This window comes from Micromonospora sp. KC606 (assembly GCF_004348675.1).
Taxonomy (GTDB): domain Bacteria; phylum Actinomycetota; class Actinomycetes; order Mycobacteriales; family Micromonosporaceae; genus Micromonospora.
This window is the reverse complement of record NZ_SMKN01000024.1, coordinates 21,056-45,278: the sequence shown is the minus strand read 5'-3', so window position 1 is coordinate 45,278 and position 24,223 is coordinate 21,056. Positions and strand designations below refer to the sequence as shown.

The 24,223-nt window shown below is 70.2% G+C and carries 24 protein-coding genes and 1 pseudogene; 12 read left to right on the top strand and 13 right to left on the bottom strand.

Annotated elements, in window-relative coordinates; all coding sequences use genetic code 11:
* The 5 genes and pseudogenes from E1193_RS31775 to E1193_RS08655 form a co-directional block, all read left to right on the top strand.
* A pseudogene (locus E1193_RS31775) lies at nucleotides 1-935 on the top strand (tachylectin-related carbohydrate-binding protein); the annotation flags it as partial.
* Between the two features lie 20 nt (nucleotides 936-955).
* A complete protein-coding gene (locus E1193_RS08670; protein ID WP_132181962.1) occupies nucleotides 956-1,483 on the top strand; it encodes a hypothetical protein in 528 nt (175 codons plus the stop codon).
* Nucleotides 1,484-1,518: 35 nt separating this feature from the next.
* Entirely contained in the window at nucleotides 1,519-3,516 is a 1,998-nt protein-coding gene (locus tag E1193_RS08665; RefSeq protein WP_165945685.1) for a trypsin-like serine protease, read from the top strand.
* A gap of 55 nt (nucleotides 3,517-3,571) precedes the next feature.
* A complete protein-coding gene (locus tag E1193_RS08660; RefSeq protein WP_132181958.1) occupies nucleotides 3,572-7,885 on the top strand; it encodes a polymorphic toxin-type HINT domain-containing protein in 4,314 nt (1,437 codons plus the stop codon).
* Entirely contained in the window at nucleotides 7,872-8,408 is a 537-nt protein-coding gene (locus tag E1193_RS08655; protein WP_132181956.1) for a hypothetical protein, read from the top strand. Before E1193_RS08660 ends, E1193_RS08655 begins: the two co-directional genes overlap by 14 nt.
* Nucleotides 8,409-8,579: 171 nt before the next feature.
* Here the strand turns inward: E1193_RS08655 and E1193_RS08650 are convergent, their stop codons facing one another.
* From E1193_RS08650 to E1193_RS08640, 3 genes are all read right to left on the bottom strand, one after another.
* On the bottom strand, nucleotides 8,580-8,807 hold the full coding sequence (locus tag E1193_RS08650) for a hypothetical protein (RefSeq protein ID WP_132181954.1): 228 nt from the start codon (nucleotides 8,805-8,807) through the stop codon (nucleotides 8,580-8,582).
* A 171-nt stretch (nucleotides 8,808-8,978) separates the two neighbouring features.
* Nucleotides 8,979-9,161, bottom strand: coding sequence for a DUF397 domain-containing protein (locus tag E1193_RS08645; RefSeq protein ID WP_132181970.1), 183 nt, complete (start codon nucleotides 9,159-9,161; stop codon nucleotides 8,979-8,981).
* Nucleotides 9,162-9,165: 4 nt separating this feature from the next.
* Nucleotides 9,166-10,047, bottom strand: coding sequence for a helix-turn-helix transcriptional regulator (locus tag E1193_RS08640; RefSeq protein WP_132181952.1), 882 nt, complete (start codon nucleotides 10,045-10,047; stop codon nucleotides 9,166-9,168).
* Nucleotides 10,048-10,512: 465 nt separating this feature from the next.
* Here E1193_RS08640 and E1193_RS08635 point away from each other — a divergent pair, with 465 nt between their 5' ends.
* Nucleotides 10,513-10,776: a hypothetical protein gene (locus E1193_RS08635; protein WP_132181950.1), complete on the top strand. Its 264-nt coding sequence runs from the start codon at nucleotides 10,513-10,515 to the stop codon at nucleotides 10,774-10,776.
* A complete protein-coding gene (locus E1193_RS08630; RefSeq protein WP_132181948.1) occupies nucleotides 10,773-11,036 on the top strand; it encodes a hypothetical protein in 264 nt (87 codons plus the stop codon). The genes E1193_RS08635 and E1193_RS08630 overlap by 4 nt, the downstream gene beginning before the upstream one ends.
* Nucleotides 11,037-11,130: 94 nt before the next feature.
* On the opposite strand, the gene E1193_RS08625 is transcribed toward E1193_RS08630, so the two are convergent.
* The 4 genes from E1193_RS08625 to E1193_RS08610 form a co-directional block, all read right to left on the bottom strand.
* Nucleotides 11,131-11,745: a TetR/AcrR family transcriptional regulator gene (locus tag E1193_RS08625; RefSeq protein ID WP_132181946.1), complete on the bottom strand. Its 615-nt coding sequence runs from the start codon at nucleotides 11,743-11,745 to the stop codon at nucleotides 11,131-11,133.
* Nucleotides 11,746-11,788: 43 nt separating this feature from the next.
* Complete coding sequence (locus E1193_RS08620) at nucleotides 11,789-12,316, bottom strand: hypothetical protein (RefSeq protein ID WP_132181944.1); 528 nt, start codon at nucleotides 12,314-12,316, stop codon at nucleotides 11,789-11,791.
* A 406-nt stretch (nucleotides 12,317-12,722) separates the two neighbouring features.
* Nucleotides 12,723-13,088, bottom strand: coding sequence for a hypothetical protein (locus E1193_RS08615; RefSeq protein ID WP_132181942.1), 366 nt, complete (start codon nucleotides 13,086-13,088; stop codon nucleotides 12,723-12,725).
* Complete coding sequence (locus tag E1193_RS08610; RefSeq protein WP_165945684.1) at nucleotides 13,085-13,339, bottom strand: dihydrofolate reductase family protein; 255 nt, start codon at nucleotides 13,337-13,339, stop codon at nucleotides 13,085-13,087. Before E1193_RS08610 ends, E1193_RS08615 begins: the two co-directional genes overlap by 4 nt.
* 14 nt (nucleotides 13,340-13,353) lie before the next feature.
* Here E1193_RS08610 and E1193_RS08605 point away from each other — a divergent pair, with 14 nt between their 5' ends.
* The gene (locus E1193_RS08605) at nucleotides 13,354-13,815 is read left to right on the top strand and encodes a TetR-like C-terminal domain-containing protein (protein WP_207922631.1); all 462 of its coding nucleotides are present in this window, start codon (nucleotides 13,354-13,356) and stop codon (nucleotides 13,813-13,815) included.
* 125 nt (nucleotides 13,816-13,940) lie between these two features.
* Entirely contained in the window at nucleotides 13,941-15,533 is a 1,593-nt protein-coding gene (locus tag E1193_RS08600) for an alpha/beta hydrolase (protein WP_207922630.1), read from the top strand.
* Between the two features lie 160 nt (nucleotides 15,534-15,693).
* On the opposite strand, the gene E1193_RS08595 is transcribed toward E1193_RS08600, so the two are convergent.
* The gene (locus E1193_RS08595; RefSeq protein WP_132181938.1) at nucleotides 15,694-17,673 is read right to left on the bottom strand and encodes a phosphatase PAP2 family protein; all 1,980 of its coding nucleotides are present in this window, start codon (nucleotides 17,671-17,673) and stop codon (nucleotides 15,694-15,696) included.
* 259 nt (nucleotides 17,674-17,932) lie between these two features.
* Here E1193_RS08595 and E1193_RS08590 point away from each other — a divergent pair, with 259 nt between their 5' ends.
* Nucleotides 17,933-18,424 (top strand): DUF2079 domain-containing protein, encoded by a 492-nt coding sequence (locus E1193_RS08590; RefSeq protein ID WP_132181936.1) that lies wholly within the window; start codon nucleotides 17,933-17,935, stop codon nucleotides 18,422-18,424.
* Nucleotides 18,403-18,915: a DUF2079 domain-containing protein gene (locus E1193_RS08585; RefSeq protein WP_165945683.1), complete on the top strand. Its 513-nt coding sequence runs from the start codon at nucleotides 18,403-18,405 to the stop codon at nucleotides 18,913-18,915. Before E1193_RS08590 ends, E1193_RS08585 begins: the two co-directional genes overlap by 22 nt.
* 685 nt (nucleotides 18,916-19,600) lie before the next feature.
* Here E1193_RS08585 and E1193_RS08580 read toward each other — a convergent pair.
* Complete coding sequence (locus E1193_RS08580) at nucleotides 19,601-20,074, bottom strand: NUDIX domain-containing protein (protein ID WP_132181932.1); 474 nt, start codon at nucleotides 20,072-20,074, stop codon at nucleotides 19,601-19,603.
* Nucleotides 20,071-20,793 carry a helix-turn-helix domain-containing protein gene (locus tag E1193_RS08575; RefSeq protein ID WP_243707431.1) on the bottom strand — a complete coding sequence of 241 codons (723 nt, stop codon included), beginning with the start codon at nucleotides 20,791-20,793 and terminating at the stop codon, nucleotides 20,071-20,073. Before E1193_RS08575 ends, E1193_RS08580 begins: the two co-directional genes overlap by 4 nt.
* Before the next feature lie 279 nt (nucleotides 20,794-21,072).
* On the opposite strand from E1193_RS08575, the gene E1193_RS33935 reads away from it, so the two are divergent.
* Nucleotides 21,073-21,312, top strand: coding sequence for a flavin reductase (locus tag E1193_RS33935; protein WP_132181928.1), 240 nt, complete (start codon nucleotides 21,073-21,075; stop codon nucleotides 21,310-21,312).
* Nucleotides 21,313-21,365: 53 nt separating this feature from the next.
* On the opposite strand, the gene E1193_RS08565 is transcribed toward E1193_RS33935, so the two are convergent.
* From E1193_RS08565 to E1193_RS08555, 3 genes are read right to left on the bottom strand one after another with little or no spacing between them, the layout of a single operon-like run.
* Nucleotides 21,366-22,640 carry a site-specific integrase gene (locus E1193_RS08565; protein WP_132181926.1) on the bottom strand — a complete coding sequence of 425 codons (1,275 nt, stop codon included), beginning with the start codon at nucleotides 22,638-22,640 and terminating at the stop codon, nucleotides 21,366-21,368.
* The gene (locus E1193_RS08560) at nucleotides 22,630-22,821 is read right to left on the bottom strand and encodes a helix-turn-helix domain-containing protein (RefSeq protein ID WP_018806103.1); all 192 of its coding nucleotides are present in this window, start codon (nucleotides 22,819-22,821) and stop codon (nucleotides 22,630-22,632) included. The genes E1193_RS08565 and E1193_RS08560 overlap by 11 nt, the downstream gene beginning before the upstream one ends.
* The gene (locus tag E1193_RS08555) at nucleotides 22,818-24,167 is read right to left on the bottom strand and encodes a replication initiator (RefSeq protein WP_132181964.1); all 1,350 of its coding nucleotides are present in this window, start codon (nucleotides 24,165-24,167) and stop codon (nucleotides 22,818-22,820) included. Before E1193_RS08555 ends, E1193_RS08560 begins: the two co-directional genes overlap by 4 nt.
* Nucleotides 24,168-24,223 lie beyond the last annotated feature (56 nt).

The window sequence follows — 24,223 nt, the reverse complement described above, 5'->3', positions numbered from 1 at the left end:
GCACGGACCTGGCCGCGTCGGGTTGGAACCACGAGCATCTGCTGTCGCCGGGCAACGGTCTCTACTACGCCCGCACCGCGCAGGGAGCCATGCTGCGATTCCTGGACCCGGCGCCGCTCAACGGCAGCGGGACGGACATCCAGTCGTACCCGAACGATCCAGTGGATGCAACCGGTTGGAACCAGGCCCTGCTGTCCGCCGAGCCGCGGACGTCCTTCCCGGAGAGCCCGGTCGACGTGTCGATGTTCGGGATCCGGTCCGACGGCCGGTTGACGTACTCGCAGATCGATTCGGCCACCGGCGACCGGCGGGGGACCGTGACGTCCGCGGCGCCGCTGGGCTTCCCGGCGCTGTCGATGGCGACGCTGAACTTCAACACCCTGCTGGTCGCCTCGACCACGGGCGTGTTGTACCGGGTGGACATCCTCACCACGAACCCGTTGCTGTTCCAGCCGCCGGTGCAGATCGGTACGGGGTACACGCACAAGTTGTTGGCGTACGACGGGGACGGTTCGCTGTTCGGGATCGCGGCGACGACGGGGGCGTTGCGCCGGTACACGGTGCCGAGCGCGAAGCCGGCCACACTCATCAACAACACGCTGATCGGTGAAGGATTCGGGACCCTGAAGACGCTGACGGCGGCCGCACCGGATCTGCTGCTGGCCACGACCAGTGCCGGAAAGCTGATCCAGTACCGGATCACCGGCACGTGGGCGCGCACGGACCTGGCCGCGTCGGGTTGGAACCACGAGCATCTGCTGTCGCCGGGCAACGGTCTCTACTACGCCCGCACCGCGCAGGGAGCCATGCTGCGATTCCTGGACCCGGCGCCGCTCAACGGCAGTGGCACGGACATCCAGCCATTCCCGAACGATCCGGTGGACACCGGCGGCTGGAATCAGGCACTGCTGTCCGCCCAACCCTTCATCGCGTAACGGAACCGGGGAGACACATCGTGAAGCGCATGCGACTGGTCGCGGCGGTGCTCGGCCTTGGCGGCGCCGCGCTCCTCATCGGGGCGCCGGCACCGACCCGCGCCGTGGCCGACGACGCACCACCATCCATCGTGGAAGACTTCAGCTACCCGGGTGCCGCGCAGATCCTGGCGCGCCAGAACGTCCGGCTGATCTCCGGTGACGGGCACATCCTGCTGGCCGACTGCGCCACGCCGCCGCAGGGTGACATCGGCCTGTTGAAGGTCTACACCACGGACGAGCAAATCGGGGCGGATGGCATCGGGCGGGTCTGCTTCCAGGTCACGGCCCCGACCGGACTGCTCAACCTGGAGGTTCCGGGTGTGTACGAGATCCGCGGTGACGGGCAGAGCGCCGGCACCGGCCACGAGGTGACCGCGGAACTGCGCAGCGACGAGGGCGAGGCGATCACGGTGGACGTCGATCCGGACGGCAGCACCCAGGTGGGTTTGGGCGCTGATCCGGATGCCTCGCCGACCATGTTGTTGCGGCTGACGGTCACGGGTTGAACAGGGTTCTGACGATGCGGTGGAGGAGCACACATATGCGTTTCGTGGGTAAGCGACGCCGCGCCGCGGCGCTGATCGTGGGTCTGGCGACGACCCTGTTAGCGACCGGAACCCCCGCCTATGGAATCGCCAACGGGGCACCGGTCGCTCAAGGCACCGACGGCTTCGTCGCTCACTTGCGGATCGGCGAGGTCCGCGCCTGCTCGGGGGCCCTGGTCGACCCGCGCTCGGGATTCATGAACGCCCCGTCCACGCAACGCTGGGTGCTCACCGCGGCCTCGTGCTTCGCGCAGGATGGCCAGCCGACCAGGTTCGGCCCGCCGCCGTGGCCGACGACGGTCACCATCGGCCGTGCCAACCTCCTCGCCACGGACGTCGGTAACGCTCTCCAGGCCACCGACGTCATCCCGCACCCGGACCGCGATGTGGCGCTCGTCCGCCTGGCGAGCCCGGTCACGGGCGTCACGCCCGCCAGGCTCCCCGCCGACCCACTCCCGGTCGGCGGGGAGGTCCGGGTGGCCGGGTACGGCCGGACCGCGACCGAATGGGTGTCGGATCGCCTGGACGGCGGCGTCTTCACGGTGCAGGCGGTCGACGCGGCGAGCTATGACATCACCTCCTCCGCCAGCGCGTGCGACGGTGACTCGGGCGCGCCGATGTTTCGGCGTGGCGCGGGGACATCGGCTGAGCTGCACGGACTGGTCATCGCGTCCTGGCAGGCCGGATGCCTCACCGAGACCGAGACCCGGAACGGCGCCACCGCGGTGCGGGTGCAGGACCTCCGCGAATGGGTCAGCGCCAACACGGCCGCGCAGCCGAGCGGTCTCGTGCGACTCGAAAAGGGCGAGCTCACCGGCGACCAGTACACCGATCTGCTCGGCGTGGACGCCGACGGCTACCTGTGGCTCCATCCAGGACTGTCAACGCCCGCGCGGTTCGGCAGGCCGGTCCAGGTCGGCAGCGGCTGGGCGTCCATGCTGCACATGACCGTGGGCGAGTTCACCGGGGATGGCTACGACGACGTGGTGGGTGGCGATCGCGAGGGCCGGCTGTGGGTGTATCCGGGCCGAGGGCTGGCGGGGTTCGGTAGCCGGATCCAGATCGGCCTCAGCGGGTGGGCCGCGATGAAGGGTCTCGACATCGGCAGGTTCAACGAGGACGCCTACGACGACATCCTGGCGGTCGGTTCCGGCGGGGAGCTCTGGGTCTATCCGGGCCGCAGTGACGGGCAGCTGGGCCCGCGCTTCAAAATCGGCAACAGCGGCTGGGCGGCCATGGTGCACGTGACCGCCGGCGAGTTCAATGAGGACGCCTACGAGGACGTGCTGGCGATCGACGCCGCCGGCAAGCTGTGGCTGTACCCCGGGCGCGGTTCCGCCGGACTCGCCAGCCGGATCGAGATCGGCAGCAGCGCTTGGGCGCCCATGCGCACGTTCACCGTCGGTGAGTTCAACCGCGACGCGTACAACGACGTGCTGGTCTTCGACAAGGACGGCAAGCTTCGGCTGTACCCCGGCACCAACCAACCCGGTGTCGGATCGTGGGTGGAGATCGGCGAGCGCGTCGTACCCGCCCCCGGCACGCCGGTCGGTCACGATGTGCTCGGTACGCCGGTGATGGAGGAGTACGCCTACCCCCACGCCGAGCGGATCCTGGCGGAGCAGAACGTCAAGCTGATCTCCGGTGACGGGCACATCCTGCTGACGGACTGTGCCACACCGCCACAGGGCGGCATCGGCCTGTTGAAGGTGTACACCACCGACGAGCAGATCGGCGCCGACGGCATCGGGCGGGTCTGCTTCAAGGTGCGCGCCCCATACGGCTTCCTCAGCCTCGAGGTGCCGGGCGTCTACGAGATCCGTGGTGACGGCCTGAGTACCGGCACCGGGCATGAGGTGAGGGCGAATCTTCGGGACGACGACGGCAAGCAGCTCACGGTCGAGGTCGATCCCGACGGCAGCACGCAGGTGGGTATGGGCGCCGATCCGGACGCTCCGCCGACGATGTTGCTGCGCCTGACCGTGACGGGCTGAGCCGGCACCCCTCGTCTGACCGCTTCTTACCCCTCCACGGGAGGAGTCACCCGCAATGAGCCAGTCGCTTCGATTCCGCGCCGATCGGCCCCGCGCGCTGGTCGCCGCGCTGACCGTCCTAATTCTGCTGGCGGGTTTCCTGCGCGCCGGTCCGGCGCGTGCGGCCGAGGAGCCGACCCCCGTCGATCGGACGTTGGTGGTCTCGGCATGGCAGGCGGGCGGTACCCAGGTGCGGGCCGCGGCGGAGGCCGCGCTGGTCGGCTCCGACGACCAGGTGCGCGCGTTCGTCGCGAGCGGGTGGCAGGAGGCCCAGCGGCTCGACGAACGTGACGCGCTCGTCGGTGTGATGACCGATGGGGGGCCGGCGGTCCGGGCGGCGGCGAAGCAGGCGCTAGACGCCGCCGGCGACGCGAACGCGATCGCCACGTTCTTGAACGCCGGGTGGCAAAAAGCGTCCAACATCGACGCCCGGGTGTCGGTGAACCAGCTGATGGCGACCGGCGGCCCGCAGGTGCAGGAGGTAGCGCAGCGGGCGCTGGACTCGGAGAACCCGGCGCTGCTGCGGAAGTTCCTGGACTCCGGTTGGCAGTCGCAGTGGGTTACCGATCAGCGGTTGCGGGTCAACCAGGCGATGGCCACCGGTGGTCCGCAGGTGAAGGCGGCGGGGCAGAAGGCGCTGGACGCCGGTACGCCGGAGGCCTTGGAGCAGTTCCTGGAGTACGGGTGGGCGGTCGCCTCCGCGCGGGATGACGAGGTCGCGACGCTGACCGGCCTGCTGGCGCAGGCGGAGGCCGCCGGGAAGATCGCGGCGGAGGAGACGCGGCAGGCCAAGGAGGAGGCGGCGCGGGCGAAGGAGTCGGCCGACGCGGCGCGTCGGGCGGCGGCCGCTGCGGCGCGGGCGACGGAGGCGGCGCGGAACAACACCGTGCAGGCGGCGGCGCACGCCAAACGCGCGGCGGTGGCGGCGCGTAAAGCAGCGGAAGCGGCCAAGGTGGCGGTGCAGGCGGCGGCGGCCGCGTCGCGGGCGGCGCGGGCGGCCGCGACGGCGGCGGCGCGGGCCGCCGCGGCTGCGTCCCGGGCGGGTCAGGCGGCAGCTGGCGCGCGGAAGGCCGCCGCGGACGCGGCGAGGGACGGGTCCAAGGCCTCCGCCGCGCGGTCTGCGGCCGAGTTGGCGAACGCGGTCGCCCGCCAGGCGCGCAACTTCGCGGACAAGGCCACGGCCGCGGGTGAGGCGATCGAGGCGGCCCGGGGCGCCATCGACGCGGCTAACTCGGCGGCGACCAACGCGCAGCTCGCGGCGGCGGCCAACGACGAGGCGGTGCGGGCCGCGAACGCCGCTGGCGCGAACGCGGCGGAGGCGGTGGCGGCGGCGGCGCGGGCGCGCGCCAACGCCGACCGGGCGGTACGGGCGGCGCGGGCGGCCGAGCGGTACCTGCTGGTGGCACGGAACGCCGCGTTCGCGGCGGCGGCCGCCGCCCGGCGGGCGGCGGACAACGCGGAGGCCGCGGCGCGGGCGGCGGTCGAGGCGGCCGAGCACGCCGGAGAGGCGGCCGAGGCGGCCCGCCGCGCGACCGAGAACGCGCAGGCGGCGACCCTCGCCGCGCAGGACGCTGTCAAGGCGGCGACCGACGCGGTCGGCGTGTTCGAGGCGGCTCGGCAGGCCGACGCCGAGCGGCTGGCGGTGGCCCGCGACGACGGGTTGGAGGCGGCCCGGGACGCGACCGCGGCGTACGAGGCGCAGCAACAGGTCGCCGATTGGGATATCGAGCAGGCGGCCAAGCGGGACGCGGAGACCAATCGGTTGATCGCCGAGGCGCGGAATCCGGCCACGCCGCGGGAGGCGGCGGTGGCCGCCGGCCGCCGGGTGGCCCTCGCGCTGGCCGGCGCCGCCGGCACCTGGACCCGGCAGGCCGCCACGAGCGCGCTCGGTGGCGATGACGAGCAGGTGCTGTCGTTCGTGCATACGGGGCTGGCCGATGCCGCCGCCCAGGACGACCGGCACGCGGTGATGAACCTGGCCGTCACGGACAACACGGCGTTGCGGGACGCGGCGCGGGCCGCGCTGGCCGGCGGCGCTGCGGACGTGCGGCAGTTCCTGGCCACGCAGAACTATCCGGGCCGGTACACCGCGGACCGGATGAAGGTGAACCAGATCGCCGCGGCCGCGCGCGAGGCCGGCAACGCGTACCTGGCGCAGAAAGCGCAGGAAGCGCTGGACGCCGAGAGCCTGCGGGCCCTGCGCGACTTCCTCGACACCGGCCAGTACAACGCCGCCGCGGTGGGCGAGCGGCTGCAGGTGAACCAGATCCTGGGCAACGCGGACAGCGGGCCGGAGATCAAGGCGGCGGCGCAGATCGCGCTGGACGGCCCGCCGCTGGGGTTGCGCGAGTTTCTCGAGAAGGGCCGGTACGCGGCCGCCGAGCGCGACCATGAGAGCGCGGTGCACCTCGCCGTCGTCGGCGGGCTGCTGGAGAAGATCAACCAGGTCGCCGAAACCGCGGTGCGGACCGCGCTGGAGGCGCAGGCCATCGCCGCGCAGGCCCGCAACGACGCGGCACAGGCCGCGAACTACGCCAACCAGGCCGCCGCGTCGGCGCAGAAAGCGGCCCAGTACGCCAACCGCGCCCAGGGGTACGCGAACCAGGCCGCCCAATCGGCGGACAAGGCCGCCGCCGCGGTCAACACGGCCAGGAACGCCGCGACCCGCGCGAACGCGTCCGCGCGCAGCGCCATCCGGTCCGCGGCCTGGGCCATCTCCTCACAGCAGGTCGCCGCCCAGGCCGCCGCCGACGCGCAGGCCGCCGCCCGTCGGGCCTACAAGTCGGCGATCGCCGCCGGCCAGGACGCCACCGCGGCGGCCGTCGCCGCTCAGAACGCGTACAAGGAGTACGAGCACGCCAAGAACGCCGAACTGCTCATCTGCGCGGACCAGTACACCTCCAAGCCGTCCTCGGAGCTGGAACAGGCGCTGGGCGCCCAGGAGGGCGAGTGGCTCGACAACTGCGCAGCAAACGTGATCGCCGACAAGACGGAGCTGGCCACCCGGGCCTACACCAACTCCTCCTACTGCGAGGTGTTCCGTCCGGGCAGCCAGGACTACCAGAACTGCGTCCACAGCGTCCTGGACCCGGCGTTCAAAGGGAGCCTGCAGCTCAGCCTCATGCTGGAGGCGCTCAACTACACGACCGCCCTGCTCACGCCGCTCGCGGTCGGCGTCGGCGGCGTCTGCCTCCTCACCGTCGTCTGCGGGATGGTCGCCGGGACGGTACTCACCATCGGCGACGTCGGGCTGAACCTTCACCGGCTCATCAACGGCGACCAGTCGCTGGCGGCCACCCTGCTGAACCTCGGCCGGACCGTGCTCGAGTCGCTGCTGTTCGCCGGCCTGGGAAGGCTGCTCAACGTCGGCTTCCGCAGCATCAAGGCGATGTACGTCACGGCCAACAACGCCAGGACGGCGAGTCTGGCACTTCAGACCGCGAACTTCAGTCGGCTTCGTCTGCTCCAGCTCACCGCCTGCCTGCGGCACAGCTTCGATCCGGGCACGCCCGTCCTGCTGGCCGACGGCACCTATCGCCCGATCAGCGGCATCAAGGTGAATGACCGCGTCCTCGCGAGCGACCCCCGCACCGGGCGTACCACCGGCGAGTCGGTCACGCACGTCTTGCGGCACCAGGACGTGGCGCTCACCGACGTGCAGGTAGTACACCCCGACGGCGCTACCGGCACGATCCATACCACCGCTGCGCATCCGTTCTGGTCAGTGACGCGTGGCGCCTGGGTTGACGCGTCCGACCTTGCGGTGGGTACGCGGCTGCACACCCCGACGGGCGTACCGGCCAGCGTCGGCGAGGTCCGCTCCTTCACCGGTTCGAAGGTGATGTACGACCTCAGCCTCGCCGACACGCACACGTTCTACGTGTTGGCCGGCGGCGCACCGGTCCTGGTACACAACAACTACGAGTGTGTCGAGTTCCCGAATACGATGGCCGACCGACTGGAGGCAGAGCTCGAACTCGCCGATGACCTCGGGGTCCGCCCGGTCAGGCTGGGAGCGGCGGGGTTCGACGCAACGATTGAACAGGGCACACTGAAGTGGGTGATCACGATGGACGGCTCGATCCTGGTGATGCCGCACACGGTACAGGCAACGGAGATCTCACACACCGCGCTCGCGCGAGGTGCCCCGGTTCTGGCCGCGGGCGAGGTGGAGATAGCGGGTGGCGGCGGTGTGTACTTCGGGCTCAGAATCTCAAACCACAGTGGGCACTATCAGCCGTCCGATGCCAGCCTTGATTTCGCGGTTCGAGTCTTTGCTGATGCCGGAATCACGTTCGACCCCGGGGACATCGAGTATGCCAACCGATGATGTCGAGCGCCTCAAGGGTCTCGGTGTGAAGGGTCAGGGTGAAATCCGACGATGGTTGCGGGAGAAACAGCCGGACCGGGGCAGCGGACGTGCCTTCTGGTGGGAGAGCCTTGCCACGCGAGCGCTGCATGAGGTGTATCACGCTGGAAACGACGAGGACAGACGTGCCTACGCGTCAGTGGTGAAGGCGGTGACCGACGAGGCGGTCGAGGTGACGGTGTTGAGCCCGGTCGACGGCGCCATCCGGATCGCCAAGCTCGCAGCCGTCCTGGGCGAACAAGGGCGGGGGCTCTTCGACGCCAACGAGGTCGTCAAGGAGTGTCTCTCGTACATCGGGGTCCCGTTCGACGTGGCGGCGACGCAGGCAAGTGACTGGCGGGCACTGCCGCTGCCCGGCATCCTCGCCTTGAGGCGAGCCAAGAATCTGATTTCGGCGAGTTCGCCGCTGAGGGATCGAGTGACCGACGCGGGGCTCTTGGCCGACTTGACGCGGTGGGCCGCACTGCGAGACCAGCTTCCGTGACGTACCTCAACTGCCTGCGCAGCGGTCCCCCATGATCAAGGCGTCCCTCAATGTCCACCGTCGTCCGCCCCCACCGGGTACGTCGAGGAGCACGATGTCCGGGATGAAGAGGTCGTCACCGGAGACGACATTGGTTTCGAGACAGAGCCACAGCTTCACTCGGCGAGCCGCCTACCTCAGCAGATGCGCAAGATCAAGCTCGGCGTTCTGGTGGTCGATTCCGGCATGTGGTGTCACGATCACGCTTCCGCTCAGGACCTCGACCTTGGGACCGTTGGTCTCCGGCAACAGGTCGAGGGCGAGCTGGGCGGTCCACGGCTCGTCGTGCCAGCGCAACACGTCGAACGACGGCTCACTCGGCTGCGGCGCCGGCTCGGGCACGAATGCGGCCTGGGCCATCCGGGCTCACCCCCTCAACGGAACATCCTGCTGCCGACCAGCCTAGTCGCGCAGCCCCGCCCGGACCCGCATCGCACCGCCTGTGCGTCGCGGTCGGCGCTCGTCCCACCGGCCGTGTGGCTGGGTGATCCGGGTGCCCCCGGTGGTCGGGGCACCCGGATCGCCCGGGCGTCACGGACGGCTGGTGAGGGCTCCCGAGCAGGTGGCCCGGACGAAGCCCGTCCAGGCGTCCGGGGCGAAGGTCAGGACCGGCCCCTGCCGGTCCTTGCTGTCCCGCACGCCGACCGAGTCGGCGAAGCCCGCCACCTCGACACAGTCCCCCTCACCGCCGGACCGCGACGACGTGCGCCACACCCCGTCACGTTTCATGGTTCATCTCCTTCGCTATCGCCGCCATCAGGGCGCGGCTCTCGTCTTCGTCCAGCACCCGCTCGCCGAGAGAGCGCCAGGCGTCCTCATAGGTCTGGATCTCGTGTGGCTTGTCAAGGTAGACCGCCCCACACGGGCCGTCCATGTAGACGGTGGTCGGCTCCTGCTCCCGCACGTCGGTCGGGAAGTCGAGCATGGTGAAGGTGCCCGCCTGGGCGCAACGGAACAACCCCGCGTCCAGCGGCAGCACCTTGACGCGGACGTTGTGCTGCCGGCTCGCCGTGACGAGGGAGTCGAGCTGCCGGGCCATCGCCGCCCGGTCCCGCAGCGGGCGGCGCAGCACCGCCTCGCTGAGAACCACGTCGAGCTGCGGAGCACGCGGCACCGCGCGCGCCAGCAGCCGTTGCCGGCGCAGCCGGACGTCCACCTTCGCCTTCCGCTCCGCCTCGCTGAGGTCGGGGCAGTCCGTGGCGATGACCTCGGTCATGTACTCCACCGTCTGCAACAGGCCCGGCACCAGGTCGGCTTCGTACTTGCGGATTCTGGACGCGGCGGCCTCCAGGCCGACGTACAGCTTGAACCAGTCCTTGATCGCCTCCCCGTAGCTGTGCCACCAGCCGTGCGCCTTGGTCTCCCGGGCCAGCGCCCGCATGGTCTCGATGGTCTCCCGCGACGCGCCGTAGACCCGGCACATGGCCTCCACGTCGTTCGGGTGCATGGAGACCTGACCGGTCTCGTACCGCCAGATCCGGGGTGCCGACCATTCCAGTTCCTTGGCCGCCGCCGTGACGGTGACGTACGCGTTTTCGCGAAGCTCTCTCAAATACCTGCCGAGTTGCCTACGCGGGACGGTGCTTCCCGAGTCGTCCACGTCATCATCCTTCCTGCTGTCGCGTAAGGCACCTCATCCCTTGGTCCGCATTCTTCTGCAAAAGATTGCCCCGCCGCAATGCGGAACCGAGCATCGGAAAGGGCCGCTGACCAGTCACGGTGACCCTTCGGGCGGGAGCCGACTCCTCAACCTCATCCCCGCTCCCGCCCGTACCACAACAGGGACGAACATCCACGGAGGTACGCGCGTGGGAATTGTCAGAATGCGTTTTCCCAATGCCCCGGTACCAACGGCACCTCGGCACCGGCGGAACTGGTCGCGGTGGGGCCGATACTGCGTCTGCGGATTGCGCTGGCCGTGCCCGGACCGGCACGCCGTCGTACCGACGCGTCAGCAACCTGCGGCGGTCCCGCCGCTGCCCACGCCGCGCAACCACCGGTGGCACCGTCGCGGCGCGGACCGGATCGCGCGGGGCCCGGCGCACCGGGGAAACGGGGGCCAGCGGTGACCCGGCCGGAGCCCGCGCCGCCGGTGGCGGTCGGCGATCTGGTCGAGATCGGCGAGGCCGACTACTGCTACGGCACCGGGACGCTACGGCTGCGGGTCACCGAACGCCCCGCCGGGCTCGACCGCCCCGGCCTGGAGTGGGTGGAGTTGACCGGGGTGGAACTGCGGCCGGACGGGCGCGCGGCGCGCGGCGGTGAGCCGCGTACCGCGCTGGTCCGGGTCGCCGCGCTGCGCGCCCGGTCGTCCGGCGGCCGGCGGTGACCGGCGACGCGCCCACCGCCGCCGGCCCCGACCGGCACCTCGCGGCCCGCCCCGCCTGGCGGTGCCGGTCGTGCGGCGCGCCGTGGCCCTGCCAGCCCGCGAAGCTGCACCTGCGCCGGGAGTACGCCCACGACCGGGCCGGCCTGGCCACCTACCTCTGCCTGCTGATGCACGACGCGATCGGCGACGACCTGCGACTGCGCCCCGGCCACGTCGACCCGGCGGGCTACTTCGCCCGGTTCATCGGCTGGACCCGCTGACTGACCTTGCGAGGGCCTGCGGTTGTGGGGTTCAGCCTCGGCGACGCCGACTCCGACGATGAGCGCACGCTTGGGCCGGGTGGTCATGTCTGGGTCATTCCTTCCGCGGGGTGAGTCCCGCAGCGACGATGTCGATGAGCAGGTCGAGGATCGTGGGGTAGCTGGCGGGGTCGCCGAGGCGTTCGGCGAACATCGGCACCAGCAGCACGCACTGCAGCACGCCGATGATCACGGCTGGCTCGGCGGCGAGGAGTTCGCCGCGACCGGTGCGGTCGGCGACGAAGTCGCTCAGCGCGGTGACGGGGTTGTCGTTCATGGCGGTGACGCGGGCGGGGTCGAGTTTGCGGGCGACCGCCTGCATTTCCTCGGGGTGGGTCATCAGGCGGCGCCACAGCGGGTTGGTCGACAGTTCGGCGACGGTGGCGTGCAGGAACCGGCGCAGCCCTTCACGCGGGTCGTCGGCACTGAGCAGGGCGCTGTCGATGACCTTGCGCTTGACCTCGGCGGATTGCTGGATCATCAACTCCAGGTACAGCGCTTCCTTGGAGTCGAAGAAGAGGTAGAAGCTGCTCTTGGCGACCCCGGTGGGGGCCATGAGTTCTTCCAGCGACGTCTTGCGCAGCCCTTGGCTGGTGAACAGGCGCTGGCCGTGCTCCAGCAGCAGCGCGGTGATGCGGGCCTTCTCCTCGGCGGAGAACGCGGGTGGCATCACGCAACCCCTTTCCCTCTGTGAACAGTTTGTTCAGATAGTTTCATGAGGGCGTGGCCTCACCCGCGCGCGGCCCCAGCCGGAGCCCTTTCCACCTGGCGACAGCGATGATGACCGCGGTCATCACGATGGCGCCAAGCCCGAGCGGCAGGACCGTGGCGAGACCGTCGCTGCCGGAGTTGGCGACAGTCCACGCGATCTTCAGGGCCAGACCGCCGTCGATGATGACCAGACCCCAACCGATCGAGCGGAACCAGAACGCCGCGCACAGCCCGCCGAGCAGCGCCGGGATCAGCGGCAGCGTCACCCAGGTGACCCAGGTCGGGTCGGCGAACAACTCCTTCTCCATCTCCAGCACCCCGGCGATCTTCGGGTCGACCTGCCCTTGCGGCGGGGCGGGGAACCAGAAGAAGCTCGACAGCATCGCCACGATCGTCACAGTCAGCCACACCGGGCGGCGCGTCCAGCAGAAGTAGGCGATGGGCAGGAAGAACAGCGGCCGGATGTACCAGCTGATCGGGTTGAGGTGACGCGGCCAGGCCCAGGCGAGGAAGTCGTTGATCAGATCCATGGCGAACTCCTTGGTCTCAGAGAGGACGAGGCGCCCTCGCGATTGAGTCCATAAAACCAGCTTGGAGATATGTTTTCAATGGCTGCCGCAGCGGCGAGCGCGCCTGGCCTGGCGTTCGGACGCCAGCGGCCCGGGCACCGATGGCGCATGGCGCCCGGGCCGCTGCGTGCCAGTGTTTCCGGGCCAGCGTCATCACTTCCCGGCCGTCGGCGCGGACGGAGACGACGGCGGATTCACCGACGTAGCGAGGCCACGGTCAGCTTCATGATTTTCGCCTCTGCGCTGGCCGGAGCCGGCCTTTCGAGGGCTTGACGCAGCGGTGGTCCGCGCCTGCTCTCGGGTCCACTCGGCCCGAATCCCCTGCTCGCGGCACGACCCGCCGTCCGGCATGCCGGGAGCTGCCGCGCTACCGGATGCATCGGTAGTACAGGTGGGTCACACCGTCGCCGGGAGTGACTCGGAGGGGCTCGCGTTCGCGGTGGGTGACCACGAACACCGGGGCGCGAAACGGTGGCTCCTCGCCCCAGGGTTCCTCGCCGAAGTCGAACATGGTGCGACCCATCACGTAGGCGCCGGTGCTGGTGAACTCTTCGGCGACCAGCTCTGACGAGATCGTGTGCTGGCCGCCGGTCATGCCCTGCCGTTCGCGCCAGGCGGCCAGGTCGAACACCCAGTTGTGCACCCGGTTGCGCACCGGGAACCACTGCTCGGGATCGCTTGCGCCGACGAAACCGTCGACCGAGATCGACATTGCCGCGACAACCTTGCTCATCGGGCACCGCCGATTTGGTAGTGCAGGTTGACGACCCCGGTGTCGAACCGCTGGCAACCGGCCAGGGACATTGCGACCCGCTTTCCCTCCTCGGGGAACAGGCGGGTCCCGCCGCCGAGCACCACGGGGAACACCATCAGGTGCAGGTCGTCCAGCAGCCCGGCGGCCAGCACCGCCTGCACCACCGAGATGCTGCCGGAGATGTTGATGTTGCGGCCCGGGGTGTTCTTCAGCGCGGCCAGGCCCTCCACCAGGTCACCGTCGGGTGAGCAAGAAGACGATCTACCGCTGGTGGCCGTCCAAAGGGAGCGTCATCCTGGACGCCGTCGACGACGTGGCCACCATGGTGGCCGACTACCCGGACACCGGCGACCTCGCCGCCGACCTGCACACCCAACTGACTGCGGTCATCGACCTGCTCACCCCGCCGGACCGCTCCCCCGTCGTCGGGCTGATCGCCGAAGCCCTGCACGACCCGGATCTGGCACAAGAGCTGCGGGAACGACTCATCCGGCCGCGCATCGCCCAGTTCAAGGAACGGATGCGCCAAGCCCAGCTCAGCGGGCAGGTGGCCGCCGACGCGGACCTGGACCTCGCCGTGGACCTGGTATACGGGCCTCTTTATCACCGACTCGTCTTCCACCTCGGCATGCCGGACGCCCGGGAACTGAAGTCGCTGGTCGCGTACGCCCTGCGCGCGCTCGGCCCGACATCCTCGGCTCGGTGACCGCTCCGGTAGCGCCCGGCAACAGCACGCGCCCCGCGAACCCCGAATGATCGTCATCGACTCGGCCTCACCCGGCGTGGAACGGCACCCCTACCATCAGCACCATCGATGAACGGAGGTGCTCGATGCTCGACCACGGGAGCTCCACCCGTCGGCCACGGATACGGCGGTCACTCGCGCTCGTCACGGTGGCCGTGTTCGCGGCCACGCTCACCCCGGCGACACCGGCAGGAGCCACGGCTGCAACGGCCGGGCCGGTCTGGGGCACCTGCCCGCCCCCGGCCGAAGGTTCCGGGCGCGACGCCCGCCAACAGTGCGCCACACTGCGTCTGCCGCTGGACTATCGCCATCCGCACGGCCGCCAGATCGACGTCACGATTTCACGGATCGCCACCGCCGAGCCGGGCCTACGGCGCGGCATCCTGCTGTCCAACCCGGGCGGGCCCGGCGGCTCCGGCCTCGACATGCCCAGCTTCCTCGCCGCCGCGCTGCCGGCCGAGGTGCTGACCCGCTACGACCTGATCGGGTTCGACCCGCGCGGTGTCGGGGCGAGCACGCCGATCACGTGCGGCATCACCGACCCGGTCGCGGTGACCGACCTCATCCTGCCCTACCCGGCACCGGACGGGTCGATCGCCCGCAACATCGAGTTCGCCCGGACGACGGCGCGCGACTGCGCGGCGCACTCCGGCGAGTTGCTGCCGCACATCACCACCGCCAACACCGCACGCGACATGGACCGCATCCGGGCCGCGCTCGGCGAGCCGAAGCTGTCGTACCTCGGGTACTCATACGGCAGCTACCTCGGCGCGGTCTACACCTCGCTGTTCCCGGGCCGCAGCGACCGGATCATCCTCGACAGCGCGGTCGACCCGACCCAGATCTGGCACGGCATCTGGCGGCAGTTCGGCCCGTCCACGGCGGTGCGCTTTCCCGACTTCACCGCCTGGGCCGCCGCCCGCAACGACGGGTACGCGCTGGGCACGACACCGGCGGCGGTGACCCGAACCTATTACGCGACCGCCGCGAAGCTGGACCGCGAGCCGGTCGTGACGCCAGAGTTGGTGCTCACCGGCAACGTCTACCGCGCGATCACTCGCGCCCTGCTGTACGACGACCGCAACTTCCCGCTGCTCGCCACGATCTGGCAGGAACTCGCCCAGGCGACGCCACCGGCAGCCCTGGCCGCGCTGCGACGACGGGCAGCAGCCGCCCAGGCACCGGCCGACAACAGCATCGCCGTCCTCTACGCGATCGCCTGCGGCGACGTGGCGTGGTCGCGCGATGTCGACCGGTACGCCCGCGACGTGGCCGTCGACCGCCGGCTGTTCCCGATCACCGCCGGCATGCCGGCCAACCTCTGGCCGTGCGTGTTCTGGCCGAACCGCCCGCTGGAACCACCGGTGGCGGTCACCGGCAAGGGGCCACGCAACGTGCTGATCCTGCAGAACCTGCGTGACCCGGCGACCGGCTGGCGGTCCGCGTTCGGGCTGCGCCGGGCGCTGGACCGACGGGCCGCGATGGTCACCCAGGACGCGGGCGGGCACGGGGTGTACGGCATCCGGTCCGGTCCGTGCGCCGCCGACATCGCCACCGCGTTCCTCACCACGGGGACGCTGCCCGACCGGGACCGCTTCTGCCCCGGTCCATCACCCGACGACGTCGGCATCGCGTCACTCGCCCCGCCGATACCGTCCGGTCCGCTCGCCGTCCGATAGACCGTGACGATCCCGCGCACCAGGATGTTCGGACGGTTGGGCGTCCTGGTGCGCCGGGACAGGTTCCACCAGCGCTCACGGGGAGCGCGCACGCCTGCCCGGACAGGTCAACCGGGAAGGCCCTGACCCGGGACGACGCCCGGGCCAGGGCTCCGATGGTTCAGCTCTTGCGGAGACGGACCGAGACCGCCGTCCTGATCTGGATCAGCTCGGCCCGGTAGCCGTCCACACCGGTGAGGGTGACCGTGCCGAACCGGCCGTTGATCTGCCGGGCGTGCAGCACCGGCACCACCACACCGGGTGCCGGCGGGCGCTCCGGGTCGAGGGTGAGCACCAGTTCGGCGCGAGGGCCGAGGGTCGCCCGCCGCGTCACCGTCAGCGCCGGCTTGCCGTTGTCGCGCAGGCTCACCGCCAGCGCGGCGCCGTCCGCCTGGCCGTAGTCGCCGTCGACCCGCACCTCCCCGGCGGCCCGGTCCAGGCGCAGGGTGCCGCCGCGCAGCTCGACCGGCCCGTGGCCCAACGCCGTGGCCGAGGCGGCCACCAGGGTGCCGGCCAGCAGGCGGGTGCCGCCGGCGAAGCTGTTCCGGCCGGTCAGGGTCAGCGTGCCGGTGCCGTTCTTGACCAGCGTGCCGGTGCCGTCAATGTCGTTGCGCCAGGTGTCGGCGGCGTGGAAACCACCGGCGGCGGCGTCCATCGTGACCGTCACGGTGTCACGTAGCGAGCCGTACCCGTCGGCGGCGGCGAACAGGTTCAGCCGGCCCCACTGCTCCGGCCCGTCCAGCAGCGGGTAGCCGCCGGGAAGCGCGGTGCTTGCCAGCACCGCGCGGCGCTGCTCGGCGTCCAGGTAGGGCAGCCGGGTCTCCAACAGCACCTCGGCGCCCTTCGGCACGTCCAGCGGGGTGTCCTCGCCGGTGCGGGTGAGCATGTACGTCAACCGGGGCGTCACCCGCGCCAGGTTCGCCTCCCGGTCCGCGTACGGGTCGGTGTCGGAGCCCGCCGAGTGGGCGTACGCGAACAGGTCGGTGGCGTTGGTGCGGGCGCGCAGGTATTCCACGGCCTGGCGGCGGGCGGCGACCTTCAGCTCGGCGGTGGCGGGGTTGCTGAGGACGGCGGCGGCCAGCGCGGTGGCCAGGATCCGCCCGCCGATCACGTCGACCGGGGAGTGCATGCCGGCGGCGATCCGGCTGTCCGACACGTCGCTGGCGCGGGCCAGCAGCTCCTGGAACCGCTCCGGAATCGCGTACGCGAAGCCGAGCGCGGCCAGCCAGGCGGCATTGGCGTGGCCGCTGGGGAAGCCTCCGTCGCTGGCCGGAGTCTCGGACCGCTGGCGGAGCAGTTGCGGAACGACGAACGTGTCGGCGTCGTAGACCGGCACACCGAGCACCGGGATGCCGCCGGTCGGGACCACCCGATTGTCGTCGCTGAGCCGCCACGGACGCGGGTACTGGTAGGCGAACTTGCTCGGGTTGCTGGAGGTGAAGTTGCCGCGAACGCTGTTGACCAGCGTGACGACCGTGCCGAGCGCCGAGGAGGTGGAGCCGGCGCCGAGCGCGGACCCGGCCGGAGCGTCCGGAGGCACGACATCGTTGATTTTGGCGGCCGGGATGCCGTCAGGCGCGGACGTGATCCCGGTGACGGCGAGGGAGCCGGCCAGGTACGGCTCGGCCAGCGGGCCGAGACCCCGGATCGCGCTGTAGCTCTGGTGCTGCCGGTCGAAGATAAACGCCTGCTTCGCCTCGGCCTCGCCGCGCTCGGTCGTCCGCTTCACCACGTAGCGGATGTTGGCGCGCAGCACCTCCGGACTGCGGGGCACCCCGTTGTCCCAGGAGAGCCCGGTGCTCCAGAGCTGCTCGAAGCCGGCGAGGATCCGCACCGCCGCGTTGGTCTGCGGAGTCAGGTTGGCGGTGGTGTTCGTGGCGTAGTCGTCCACGAAGGGGCGGCCCGGGTACTCGGGCGGCGGCGGCACCTGTCCGGCCTTCGTGGCCGCTGCTGTGGCCGGCTCGGCGGTCGCGGGGGCGGCGGTCGCCGCGGTGGCGGCCAGCCACTCGCCGGCGACGGGAAGGGCGACCAGGGCCGCCGAGGTCCCCACCGAGCGGCGCAGGAAGCCACGCCGGTCGAGAGGCCTGTGCTGAGGGATCATGGCTGTCGACCTTGACGAAGCGCCATGAACACCGCCGGTCGCCCAGGCCAACAACGGATTGCGGCAGATCTTCGCCTCGTCGCCGCTGTCCGCGCCGGCGCGGAGTCGGCTGTTCGATTGGCGGAAGATCATCTATGCGGCGCGGTCGTGTCGACAATGCGGGAGCATGTGATCAGGTTGCTCCGATCGCCGTGTACGTGGCTTGTCCTGATCGCGATCTACATCTTCGGACGGTGGTCCGCGTGCCCAGTTCCTGGCGATGCATCCCGCGGTCGGAGCATGTGACCTGGGCATCTTCCACCAGGCGGTGCAGGGCTGGGCGTTCGACGGCTGGCCGCACGTACCGATCAAGGGCTTCGCGCAGCTGGGCGACCACTTTTCGCCGGTCTTCGCGCTCCTGGCGCCGATCCTGTGGGTGTACGACTCGCCGATTGTCCTGGTGTACGCGCAGGTGCTGCTGATCTGCTTGTCGGGCGTCCCGGTCTATCACCTCTTCCGGCGCCGGTACGGCGTCCGGGTGGCGAGCGGAATGCTTGTCGCCTACCTCGGCAGTCACGCCGTTCCAAACACGATCAGATTTCCCGTGCACGAGGTGATGTTCGGCGCGGTGTTCCTGGCCTGGGGCCTGGAACGGATGCTCGCGGGCAGATGGACGCAGGCGAGCGTGCTGATAGCCGCGCTCGTCAGCGGACGGCAGCCTGCCACCCGCTGGAAGTCCTGCAGCTCATGGTGGACCAGCCGGCCAAGGTGACAACCTGGCAGCAGTTGCTGATTCCGATCGGGTTCGTCGCGCTCGCATCACCGCTGGCACTGCTCGCCGCCCCACTGATGCTGGCTCGGATGCTGTCGTCACGCGAAACCCAGTGGTCATCGTCGCTGTACTACGACATGCCGTTGATGCCGATCATGTTCGCCGCCGCAGCCGACGGCATCCGGCGCATCGGCAACCTGCTCGACCGGCTTCGAGGGCTTCCGCCGACACCCGACCCGACCACCACCACCGCGGCCTCGGCCCAAAGCCCACCACAGCCGAGTACGAACGTGGAGACCTCGCCGGCGGCCAGCACCGACAGGAAGTTCAGCCGGCCACTCAAGCGAATCAAAGCTTCGATGGTGCTGGCAGCGATCACGGCCACCGTGCTCAGCGGCGCCGCACCGTGGGAACCTGGGCGGCGACCACCCAGCAGAAGCCCCGCCAGGACATACCTCACAGGGCTTCAGATTGCTGCCGCGACCGAATGAAAAGGTGTCGGCGGCGCAAAGACACTTACGCCTCGCCTATTCCCCTGGCGATGTGGCGAGCCGCATCATCTGCCACCTCGCTCCACACGACCAAACCCTCCGATTCGAATTCCTCCAAGAGGGCCTGCCGAACTTCATCCAGCGGGTGACCACTGTGAATTCGACGCACATTCGCTACGGCTCGTTCAAACTTATCCAGATGCTCTTAGAACGCGCGGCATATCCCTATCATATTCGGCGGGATCAACCATCCTGACATCACCACCTATCACTCTCTAAGGGCTCTACAGCGATCAAAAATCCCTGCGATATATCTGCTGCAAGTGCATCGCTCCCGGACCAAAGATGTGTTCAGTCCTCCCGCTCACCTCGTCAGTGATACGGGTGGTTATATGCCCCTCCGCACGGAGTCGTTCGTAGGTGCATCTACACATGCGGAAGATAAGGATGGCTGGGCGATCACCGGAAGCTGTGCGGGACCGGCGTCCACCCCCGCCAGCACATAATACGTGTGGAATTTTCACCCCGTCACGCAGTGTGACTTACGTTCTCATGGCGTTTCACCTGGCCTTTCGTGCGTGGCACCAACTCGCCGCATCGAAATCTATCGGTGTTGACGGCGACGGTGGCGGCGACCCGGGGAGACGTCTGCGCTCTTCAGCGGTCAGGGAATCGATGGGTGGCGTTATCCGAGGTAGGGGGTGTCGCGGTGCTCGGCGTGGTGGTGGAGGCGGAGTCGGACGGTGTCGTGGATGGGGATGTGGTCGAAGTCGGTGGGGTGGATGAAGCGGACCTCGGTGGATTCGTCGCTGACGGTGATGGTGCCGCCGGTGACTCGGGCGAGGTAGGTGATGGTGAATTCTTGGCGGACTTCGCCGTCGGCGTACGCGATGACGTGTGCGGGGTCGGTGTAGATGCCAAGTAGGCCGGTGATGGCGATGTCGAGGCCGGTCTCCTCTTTGACCTCGCGGACGGCGCACTGTTGGAGGGTTTCGCCGATGTCCATGGCGCCGCCGGGTGGTGCCCAGTTGCCGGAGTCGGTGCGCCGTTGCAGCAGCACGCGGCCGTGGTCGTCGGTGACGATGGCGGCGGCGCCGGGGAGGAGGCTGTTCGCGGTGGGTGCGTGCGGGTCGTGGTAGTAGTCGCGCCGGCCGGTCACCGGGTCTCCTTGGGGTAGGCGGTGGTGGTTTGCCAGATCTGTTCGAACTGGTCGGCGTGGGCGGCGAAGATGCCGTGCGGGGAGAGTTCGCGCAGGTGTAGGGCGGGGTGTTGGTAGCCGCGGGCGCGGTAGAGGTGTGGGGTGACGATCATCTGGTGGTCGAAGCGGAACACCGAGTTGTAGAGGTGCACGGTGTGCAGCCCGATCTCCACCCCTGGCACGCCGTGGAGGGGTTCGCAGAAGTTGAGGGCGTTACGGATCCGGCCGGGTAGGGTGCCGCCGATCTGTTCGAGGGCGTCGCGTTCTGCGACGTGCGGGCAGTCGGGGTCGGCGAACGCGAGACGGACGCGGGCGCCGTTGGTGGCTTTGTCGGTGATGAGTTGCATGGTGTTGGGCAGCAGTTCCAGCAGGAACGGGTAGGCGTAGCCGAGCAGGTCGATCCGGGTGGTGGCGCCGGTGAGCAGGGCCGCCCACACGTGGTGGGGGATGTCGGCGCGGTGGGCGTAGGCGGCGACAACCTCGGCGGTGGCTTCGGCGCCGGGTGCTTGGTCGGGGCGGGTCTGGGGCCACAGGTCGGCGTCGGTTTCGCCGAGGGCGTCGGCGACGGCGAGGCGGGTGCGCTGGTGGGGGACGCGGCCGGCGAGCCACCGGGTGACGGTCTTGACGTCGACACCGACGGCTGTGGCGAGGGCGGCCGGGTCGAGGTGGGCGCGGAGCATGGCCGCGCGGAGTCGGTGACTCATACCGTCCCACGGTAGTGGACACGACGGGACGCGCCAGGGTCGTGGAAGTGTCCGGCATGGTGTCTGTCGGGACGTTGGGGTGCCCGGGGCTGGTTCGTAGGTTCTGCGGCAGGGCCTTGCCGGTTCGCTTGCGGCAGATTCGCCGGGCTGGTGGGTGCCAGGGGGAAGGGGTTGCCGGCGGCCCGGGGTTGGTCGGGTCGGGTGTCTGCGGTGGCCTCTTCCCCCTTCCAACGAGTCGGGAGGGTGGTGGGGTGAGTGTCGGTGCATCAGCCGGTACGGCCGCAGTGGCTCTGCGCGGGGTGCGGGGCGCCGTGGCCGTGTAGGACCCGTAAGCGGCAGCTCGTGGCGGAGTTCACCGGGGCGCGGATCTCGCTGATGCTGCACCTGTCGGCGTACCTGGTGCAGGCCTGTGAGGACCTGCCGCACACCCCGTCAGGAGTGCTGCACGCGCGGTTCCTCGCCTGGCCACGCTCGGCGGCGCTGCGCAGCGAGTAGCAAAGCGCCCCGACCAGGATCATGGGTCTGATCGGGGCGCCGCTGGTCGGATGTCAGTCGTCGGCCGGTGGGGTGTCGTCGTCCGGGTCGGGGTGTAGGGCTCGGTTCATGGCTTCGATGGCGTTGCGGTGCAGGCGGGGTCGGACGTGGGCGTAGATGTCGGCGGTGACGTGCAACCGGGCATGTCCGAGGAGTTCCTTGATGGTGACGAGTTCGACGCCCTGTTCCAGCAGCAACGTCGCGCAAGTGTGTCGGAGATCGTGAAAGCGGATGTAGCGGACCTCGGCGAGGTAGCAGATCGTCTCGTGCTGACGGTGCACGTTGGCAGGATCGAGCGGTCCGCCAGTAGTTGAGGCGAACACCAGGTCGAGATCTGTCCAGGTGTCGCCGGCTTCCTGCCGGTCGATGTCCTGTCGGCGCCGGTAGCGGGTCAGCGAGGCGATGCAGTCTCGGGGCAGCAGGATCCGCCGTTGTGAGGCTTCGGTCTTGGGTGGTTGGAAGGTCATGCCGCCTTTGGTGCGGGCGAGGGTGCGGCGTACGGACAGGTGACCGGCTTCGAGGTCGATGTCGGACCATTGCAGGCCGAGGAGTTCGCCGCGTCTCATGCCGGTGCGTAGCGCGAGTTCGAACAGTGGGCCGTGGCGGTGGAACGCGGCGGCGTACAGGTACTTGCGGGCCTCGCCGGCGGTGAACGGCTGGTATCGGCTGCGGGCGGGGGTGGGGAGTCGGACCGGGGAGGCGACGTTGCGGTGCAGCAGTTCCTCCCGTACGGCGTGGGCGAGGGCGGCGGACAGGACCGCGCGGATGTAGCGGACGGTCGCCGGTTTCACGTGGCGTTGGCAGCAGGCGCCGACGGCGCAGCAGCGGGGCCGTCGGTCCTTGCGCGGATGGTGCGGGTCGCGGCGGGCGTCCCAGCCTCGGGCGCAGCACTGGCACACGGTCTGGATGGTGTCGAGGAAGGTGCGGACCTCGGTGACGGTGAGGGCGGCGAGCCGGCGGTGACCGAATGCGGGAATGAGGAACTGGCGGATGTAGGTGTCGTAGTTGGCGTAGGTGGTGGGCCGTACCTGGTGGACCGCCACGGTGGTAAGCCAGCGGGTGAGGTAGTCGCCGACGGTGAGCGTCGGGTCGGCGGTCGCGGGCAGGCCCCGGTGGGAGTCGGCGAGTTTGACGGCCAGCTTGTCGGCGGCTTCCTTGCGGGTGGCGCCGTAGACCCGGACCCGTCGGCTGCTGCCGTCGGCGGCCTGGACGTAGCCAGCGCCTTCCCACCGGCCGTCGGCGCGCTGGTAGACGGTGCCTTCACCGTTGGCGCGTTTCCTACCGGCCATGTCCGGTCACCTCCCCGCTCAACTCGCGCAGGTAGGCGGCCAGCGCCGTGGCGGGGATGCGGCGGCACCGGCCGATGCGCACCGACCGGAGTCGTCGGGTGCGGATGAGGTGGTAGACGGTGTGCTTGGAGACTTGGAGCCGGTCCATGACCTGGGCCACGGTGAGCAGGTCAGCCGTCACGCCCCACCCCCGGGCCCGGCATAGCGCCAGTCGCCGACGACGAGCACGCCCGCCGGGTCGACACCGGCCCGCTCGGCATGCCGGTCGGCCATCCAGCTACGGCGTTCGGCCCGCAGCGCGGTGAAGGTGGTCGAGTAGCGGCGTGAGGTGGTGGCGAAGTGCCCCCGGAAGCCGAGGGTGTGCGCGTACCGGCGCAGCCGCAGCCGACCGAGCCCGGGTTGGACACCCAGCCACCAGCAGGTGTCAACCAGCTGGCGAGCGTGCCCACTCAGGTGCCGCAGGCTGACACCGGGTCGCCGACCAGTGCCCGCGCACCGGAGACACAGCACCGCAGTCGTGCGGTTCGTGCCGTGGCCGTCGCAAGCGCGGCAGTAGATCGGGCCGAGGTCGACCCCCGCCACCTCGGCGGCCTTGGTGGCGTACTTCGCCACGTACCGGGCCACGACCGTCTCCGACATGCCATCCGTGCGGGTGATCGGGCGGATGTCGACCTGCCGGCCCCACCTCAACCGTCGAACTGGCACCCGTCGGCAGGCCGGAGTGGTGACCTCGACCCGCCGGATCGCGGCGTGGATGGCGTGGTCGAGCAGGTCGACGCTGGCCCAGCCGGCCGGGGCCGAGGACGGGCCGTCGGCGCCGTCCAGGCGGACGATCGCGTGCAGGTGCACCACGCCCCGGGCCTGGAACTCGGCGACCTTGGCGAACACCACCCGCACCTGCCGGGCCGCCACCGCCCGAGGCAGGCCAGCTGCGGCGGCCAGACCACGACGCGTCTCGGTCGTGAACCGCGCCCACAGCGGCCCGGCGTGCGCGTTGAACAGCACCTGACCGGGGTAGTCGTAGCCGGCCGGGTCCAGGGGCGTGCCGATCGCCGGATCGCCGGCCGGGTGCCACCGGCCACAGCTACGACGCACGGGCGTACGTCGGGTGCGGGGATGGCAGGGGCGGGGCTGGCCGTGCCGGTCCGGGCCGAGGTGCACCGGCCCGAACGACGGCGCGGTCACCGTGACGAACAGCTGCGGCCGGTCGGCGACCTGCGCCGGGGTGTCCTTCCCACCGTGCAGGCCGGCGGCGATCAGATGGTAGGCGTCCAACTTGTACAACGCAGAACAGGCCGGACACACCGACACGCGGCGGCTGCGACAACGCAACCCGACCACCCGGCCAGGCGTGATGGCCGTGTCCAGGCGGTCAACGACCCTGCCGGTGCCGCGCTCGACGAGCAGAGTGCTACCGGCGACAGCGACCGGATGCCGGCACTCGCCAACCCGGTGGGCCACGCCGGCGGAGGCCGCCACGCGGAGCAGGCCACCCGGGTCGGCCGGTATGGGGTGAGGTGACATCATCGAGGGCGGTTCCTTCTCACTGCTGGGATAGGGGCTGGACCCGGGCAGCGCGGCGG

Coding starts and splice junctions, on each gene's coding strand:
- E1193_RS08665 (WP_165945685.1), top strand. CDS start 1,519: ATGCGTTTCGTGGGTAAGCGACGCCGCGCCGCGGCGCTGATCGTGGGT.
- E1193_RS08660 (WP_132181958.1), top strand. CDS start 3,572: ATGAGCCAGTCGCTTCGATTCCGCGCCGATCGGCCCCGCGCGCTGGTC.
- E1193_RS08655 (WP_132181956.1), top strand. CDS start 7,872: ATGCCAACCGATGATGTCGAGCGCCTCAAGGGTCTCGGTGTGAAGGGT.
- E1193_RS08650 (WP_132181954.1), bottom strand. CDS start 8,807: ATGGCCCAGGCCGCATTCGTGCCCGAGCCGGCGCCGCAGCCGAGTGAG.
- E1193_RS08625 (WP_132181946.1), bottom strand. CDS start 11,745: ATGCCACCCGCGTTCTCCGCCGAGGAGAAGGCCCGCATCACCGCGCTG.
- E1193_RS08620 (WP_132181944.1), bottom strand. CDS start 12,316: ATGGATCTGATCAACGACTTCCTCGCCTGGGCCTGGCCGCGTCACCTC.
- E1193_RS08615 (WP_132181942.1), bottom strand. CDS start 13,088: ATGAGCAAGGTTGTCGCGGCAATGTCGATCTCGGTCGACGGTTTCGTC.
- E1193_RS08600 (WP_207922630.1), top strand. CDS start 13,941: ATGCTCGACCACGGGAGCTCCACCCGTCGGCCACGGATACGGCGGTCA.
- E1193_RS08595 (WP_132181938.1), bottom strand. CDS start 17,673: ATGATCCCTCAGCACAGGCCTCTCGACCGGCGTGGCTTCCTGCGCCGC.
- E1193_RS08590 (WP_132181936.1), top strand. CDS start 17,933: ATGCATCCCGCGGTCGGAGCATGTGACCTGGGCATCTTCCACCAGGCG.
- E1193_RS08575 (WP_243707431.1), bottom strand. CDS start 20,793: ATGCTCCGCGCCCACCTCGACCCGGCCGCCCTCGCCACAGCCGTCGGT.
- E1193_RS08565 (WP_132181926.1), bottom strand. CDS start 22,640: ATGGCCGGTAGGAAACGCGCCAACGGTGAAGGCACCGTCTACCAGCGC.
- E1193_RS08555 (WP_132181964.1), bottom strand. CDS start 24,167: ATGATGTCACCTCACCCCATACCGGCCGACCCGGGTGGCCTGCTCCGC.